Annotated in this window: 3 rRNA genes; all 3 read right to left on the bottom strand. The window is 53.5% G+C overall.

From position 1 onward, the window contains the following. Positions 1 to 54: 54 nt before the first annotated feature. Positions 55 to 171: ribosomal RNA gene (gene rrf, locus E3T41_RS05870) — 5S ribosomal RNA — on the bottom strand. 122 nt (positions 172 to 293) lie between these two features. Then, positions 294 to 3,599, bottom strand: a 23S ribosomal RNA gene (locus E3T41_RS05865). Between the two features lie 474 nt (positions 3,600 to 4,073). Further along, positions 4,074 to 5,607, bottom strand: a 16S ribosomal RNA gene (locus E3T41_RS05860). Together the 16S, 23S and 5S rRNA genes form the textbook arrangement of a ribosomal RNA operon. Positions 5,608 to 5,690: the final 83 nt, after the last annotated feature.

The raw sequence follows: 5,690 nt of genomic DNA, 5'->3' as shown, positions 1-5,690 counted from the left end.
TTAACGCAAAAAGGCCACCCTTTCGGGTGGCCTTTTTGTTTGTTTCTAAGTTAAGTCCGGCGGTGTCTTACTCTCCCACAGGGTCCCCCCTGCAGTACCATCAGCGCTGAGAGTCTTAGCTTCCGGGTTCGGAATGTGACCGGGCGTTTCCCTCTCGCTATAGCCGCCGAAACATCTTCCGATGAATCGATTCTATATTTTTTAGTTATAGAGTCCCCTTGACAGGGACGTTGTTCTCGACCGTACATCGAGAACCACATAGTGGACGCTAAAGCAGCTTCTTCAAACTGAGTGTTATCAAATTATCGGCTTATTAGTACCGGTCAGCTCCATGGGTCTTTAGTCCCCACTTCCACATCCGGCCTATCAACGCAGTAGTCTAGCTGCGAGCCTCTCCCCCGAAGGGATGGAAATCTCATCTCGAAGCCGGCTTCCCGCTTAGATGCTTTCAGCGGTTATCCGTTCCGAACGTAGCTAATCAGCGGTGCTCCTGGCGGAACAACTGACACACCAGAGGTTCGTCCATCCCGGTCCTCTCGTACTAGGGATAGATCTTCTCAAATTTCCTGCGCGCGCAGCGGATAGGGACCGAACTGTCTCACGACGTTCTAAACCCAGCTCGCGTACCGCTTTAATGGGCGAACAGCCCAACCCTTGGGACCTACTCCAGCCCCAGGATGCGACGAGCCGACATCGAGGTGCCAAACCATGCCGTCGATATGGACTCTTGGGCAAGATCAGCCTGTTATCCCCGAGGTACCTTTTATCCGTTGAGCGACAGCGCTTCCACAAGCCACTGCCGGATCACTAGTCCCGACTTTCGTCCCTGCTCGACTTGTCAGTCTTACAGTCAAGCTCCCTTGTGCACTTACACTCGACACCTGATTACCAACCAGGTTGAGGGAACCTTTGGGCGCCTCCGTTACTTTTTAGGAGGCAACCGCCCCAGTTAAACTACCCACCAGGCACTGTCCCTGAACCGGATCACGGTTCGAAGTTAGGTATCCAATATGACCAGAGTGGTATTTCAACAATGACTCCACCTGAACTAGCGTCCAAGCTTCACAGTCTCCCACCTATCCTACACAAGCCACACCGAACACCAATACCAAGCTGTAGTAAAGGTCACGGGGTCTTTCCGTCCTGCTGCGCGTAACGAGCATCTTTACTCGTAATGCAATTTCGCCGAGTTCGCGGTTGAGACAGCTGGGAAGTCGTTACGCCATTCGTGCAGGTCGGAACTTACCCGACAAGGAATTTCGCTACCTTAGGATGGTTATAGTTACCACCGCCGTTTACTGGGGCTTAAATTCTCAGCTTCGCCTTGCGGCTAACCGTTCCTCTTAACCTTCCAGCACCGGGCAGGCGTCAGTCCGTATACATCGTCTTGCGACTTAGCACGGACCTGTGTTTTTAGTAAACAGTCGCTTCCCACTGGTCTCTGCGGCCTTCGAACGCTCCCGGAGCAAGTCCGTTCACGCCTCAGGCCCCCCTTCTCCCGAAGTTACGGGGGCATTTTGCCGAGTTCCTTAACCACGATTCTCTCGATCTCCTTAGTATTCTCTACCTGATCACCTGAGTCGGTTTGGGGTACGGGTGACTAAAACCTCGCGTCGATGCTTTTCTTGGCAGCATAGGATCACTGATTTCACCCTTACGGGCTACCCATCGGGTCTCAACCTTATATGAGAGACGGATTTGCCTATCTCTCGGCCTACATCCTTAGACCGGGTCAACCATCGCCCGGCTCAGCTACCTTCCTGCGTCACACCTGTTAATACGCTAACCGCACCAGCATAGGGTCGCACGCTAGGCCCCACGCTTCACCCCGAAGGGATCCATCTAGGGGATTCAGATGCTTAGCATTACTGGATTAGTTTGGGCGGTTTTTCGTCAGTACGGGAATATCAACCCGTTGTCCATCGACTACGCCTGTCGGCCTCGCCTTAGGTCCCGACTTACCCAGGGCGGATTAGCCTGGCCCTGGAACCCTTGATCTTTCGGAGGACGGGTTTCTCACCCGTCTTTCGCTACTCATGCCTGCATTCTCACTCGTGTAGCCTCCACGGCTGGTTTACACCGCCGCTTCGCTGGCCACACGACGCTCTCCTACCCATCAACACGGCTGAACCAACCACACAAGGTGGCGGCTTACCAAAAATATCAATGCCACAACTTCGGTGGCGTGCTTGAGCCCCGTTACATTGTCGGCGCGGAATCACTTGACCAGTGAGCTATTACGCACTCTTTCAAGGGTGGCTGCTTCTAAGCCAACCTCCTGGTTGTCTGTGCAACTCCACATCCTTTCCCACTTAGCACGCGCTTTGGGACCTTAGTTGGTGGTCTGGGTTGTTTCCCTCTCGACGATGAAGCTTATCCCCCACCGTCTCACTGCTGCGCTCTCACTTACCGGCATTCGGAGTTTGGCTGACGTCAGTAAGCTTTTGGGCCCCATCGGCCATCCAGTAGCTCTACCTCCGGCAAGAAACACGCAACGCTGCACCTAAATGCATTTCGGAGAGAACCAGCTATCACGAAGTTTGATTGGCCTTTCACCCCTATCCACAGCTCATCCCCTCCATTTTCAACTGAAGTGGGTTCGGTCCTCCACGACGTCTTACCGTCGCTTCAACCTGGCCATGGATAGATCACTTCGCTTCGGGTCTAGGACATGCGACTGAATCGCCCTATTCAGACTCGCTTTCGCTACGCATTCCCCTCTCGGGTTAAGCTCGCCACATATCACTAACTCGCAGGCTCATTCTTCAAAAGGCACGCTGTCACCAGAACAAAGCTGGCTCCAACGGTTTGTAAGCAAACGGTTTCAGGTACTATTTCACTCCCCTCCCGGGGTACTTTTCACCTTTCCCTCACGGTACTTGTTCACTATCGGTCATGTAGGAGTATTTAGGCTTATCAGGTGGTCCTGACGGATTCACACGGGATTTCTCGGGCCCCGTGCTACTTGGGATACTTCTCGGGCGATTGCTGCATTTCGACTACGGGGTTCGCACCCTCTATGACCAGGCTTTCAATCCTGTTCGTCTATACAACGTTCTAACCCTTACCATTCGGTAGAATAGGCAGAAAAGTCCCGCAACCCCGACCATGCAACGCCTACCGGCTATCACACATGATCGGTTTAGCCTCATCCGGGTTCGCTCGCCACTACTAACGGAATCACTGTTGTTTTCTCTTCCTGTGGGTACTGAGATGTTTCACTTCCCCACGTTCCCTCTACCCGCCCTATATATTCAGGCGGGAGTCACCAGGTCACCTTACGGGCCTGGCGGGGTTTCCCCATTCGGACATCCTCGGATCACAGTTCGTTTATCAACTCNGCCACTACTAACGGAATCACTGTTGTTTTCTCTTCCTGTGGGTACTGAGATGTTTCACTTCCCCACGTTCCCTCTACCCGCCCTATATATTCAGGCGGGAGTCACCAGGTCACCTTACGGGCCTGGCGGGGTTTCCCCATTCGGACATCCTCGGATCACAGTTCGTTTATCAACTCCCCGAGGCTTATCGCAGATTACTACGTCCTTCTTCGGCTCTACATGCCAAGGCATTCACCGTTTGCTCTTAAAAATTTGAAATCACATGAGTTTGAATCGATTAAGTATGCCGAATAAATTCGGCATCGAAATTGACCAATGATCACGCACTCAATAAAGAGTGCATAGATCTTTGTAATTGACCGCACCATCTAAAAGATGCTGCGGCAAATTTAAGATGCTCGCGTCCACTGTGTAGTTCTCAAAGTACGGGCGGTACCCCTCCACGCCGGCAAGTGATGCCAACGCACAGAAGTCCAGAAGAAACAGATCAACACCAAGACTTTCATCCCGGGTTGTTCCGGTCCCTCAGGACCCAACAGCGTGCATATACAAGTCTCTCCAACACCTACTTTTCCAACCTCGTTCTCACGAACCAGGCGTACCGAGTAGATCTCAGCCGTTCTTGCATCAATGTCAATGTTCCACCCATGAGCGCCATCAGAAGACATTCGCTTCCGTATGACTGGCCGCCATATTCCGCTGTATACAGACGGGACGGCACGTGCTCCTTAGAAAGGAGGTGATCCAGCCGCACCTTCCGGTACGGCTACCTTGTTACGACTTAGTCCTAATCACCAATCCCACCTTCGACAGCTCCGTCCCTTACGGGTTCGGCCACTGGCTTCGGGTGTTACCGACTTTCATGACTTGACGGGCGGTGTGTACAAGGCCCGGGAACGTATTCACCGCAGCGTTGCTGATCTGCGATTACTAGCGACTCCGACTTCATGAGGTCGAGTTGCAGACCTCAATCCGAACTGAGACCGGCTTTTTGGGATTCGCTCCACCTTGCGGTATCGCAGCCCTTTGTACCGGCCATTGTAGCATGCGTGAAGCCCAAGACATAAGGGGCATGATGATTTGACGTCATCCCCACCTTCCTCCGAGTTGACCCCGGCAGTATCCCATGAGTTCCCACCATTACGTGCTGGCAACATAGGACGAGGGTTGCGCTCGTTGCGGGACTTAACCCAACATCTCACGACACGAGCTGACGACAACCATGCACCACCTGTATACCGACCTTGCGGGGCGACCATTTCTGGCCGTTTCCGGTATATGTCAAGCCTTGGTAAGGTTCTTCGCGTTGCATCGAATTAATCCGCATGCTCCGCCGCTTGTGCGGGCCCCCGTCAATTCCTTTGAGTTTTAGCCTTGCGGCCGTACTCCCCAGGCGGGGAACTTAATGCGTTAGCTGCGACACGGAGACCGTGGAATGGTCCCCACATCTAGTTCCCAACGTTTACGGCATGGACTACCAGGGTATCTAATCCTGTTCGCTCCCCATGCTTTCGCTCCTCAGCGTCAGTTACGGCCCAGAGATCTGCCTTCGCCATTGGTGTTCCTCCTGATATCTGCGCATTCCACCGCTACACCAGGAATTCCAATCTCCCCTACCGCACTCTAGTCTGCCCGTACCCACTGCAGGCCCGAGGTTGAGCCTCGGGTTTTCACAGCAGACGCGACAAACCGCCTACGAGCTCTTTACGCCCAATAATTCCGGACAACGCTTGCACCCTACGTATTACCGCGGCTGCTGGCACGTAGTTAGCCGGTGCTTTTTCTGCAGGTACCGTCACTCCCAGGAAAACCCAGTCGCTTCTTCCCTACTAAAAGAGGTTTACAACCCGAAGGCCTTCGTCCCTCACGCGGCGTTGCTGCATCAGGCTTGCGCCCATTGTGCAATATTCCCCACTGCTGCCTCCCGTAGGAGTCTGGGCCGTGTCTCAGTCCCAGTGTGGCCGGTCACCCTCTCAGGCCGGCTACCCGTCGTCGCCTTGGTGAGCCATTACCTCACCAACTAGCTGATAGGCCGCGAGCTCATCCTTGACCAAAATTCTTTCCACCCCAGAAGATGCCTTCCAAGGTAATATCCGGTATTAGCTACAGTTTCCCGCAGTTATCCCAGAGTCAAGGGCAGATTGCTCACGTGTTACTCACCCGTTCGCCACTGATCCAAGGAGCAAGCTCCTCTTCACCGTTCGACTTGCATGTGTTAAGCACGCCGCCAGCGTTCGTCCTGAGCCAGGATCAAACTCTCCGTAAATGTTTGAATAGCTACCCGCCCCATATAAATACGAAACGAACGCCCATCTAGTGCACCCACCAACCGGAATAGGCTGAGAAGAT

The organism is Cryobacterium sp. Hh38, assembly GCF_004403235.1.
Lineage (GTDB): Bacteria > Actinomycetota > Actinomycetes > Actinomycetales > Microbacteriaceae > Cryobacterium > Cryobacterium levicorallinum.
This window is presented reverse-complemented; position numbering and strand designations above follow the sequence as displayed.